The organism is Belnapia sp. AC561, from assembly GCF_979252845.1.
Genome location: NZ_CEEDBP010000447.1, coordinates 1 through 240, shown reverse-complemented (window position 1 = coordinate 240; position 240 = coordinate 1). Strand labels below are relative to the sequence as shown.

Below are 240 nucleotides of genomic sequence, written 5' to 3'. Positions count from 1 at the left end.
ACCCTGTCCCGGCCGTGCCTTCACTCACAAAAATAGATGGGGGCTCGGGGGAATACCTTCCCCCGACCTTGCCTGCGGAGACCTCCATGGACCCGGACATATCCGCCCTCCGCGCCCTCCTCGACGCCGCCCAGCGCGTGGTCGTCTTCTCCGGCGCCGGCATCAGCACCGAATCCGGCATCCCCGATGTCCGCAGCCCCGGCGGCGTCTGGGATCAGATGAAGCCCATCCTGTTCCAGG

General features: G+C 67.1%; 1 protein-coding gene. It reads left to right on the top strand.

The genetic code is table 11. From position 1 onward, the window contains the following. Nucleotides 1-86: 86 nt before the first annotated feature. Nucleotides 87-240 (top strand): Sir2 family NAD-dependent protein deacetylase (locus AC0IW9_RS31800; RefSeq protein WP_471652268.1); only part of this gene is annotated, 154 nt, incomplete at its 3' end.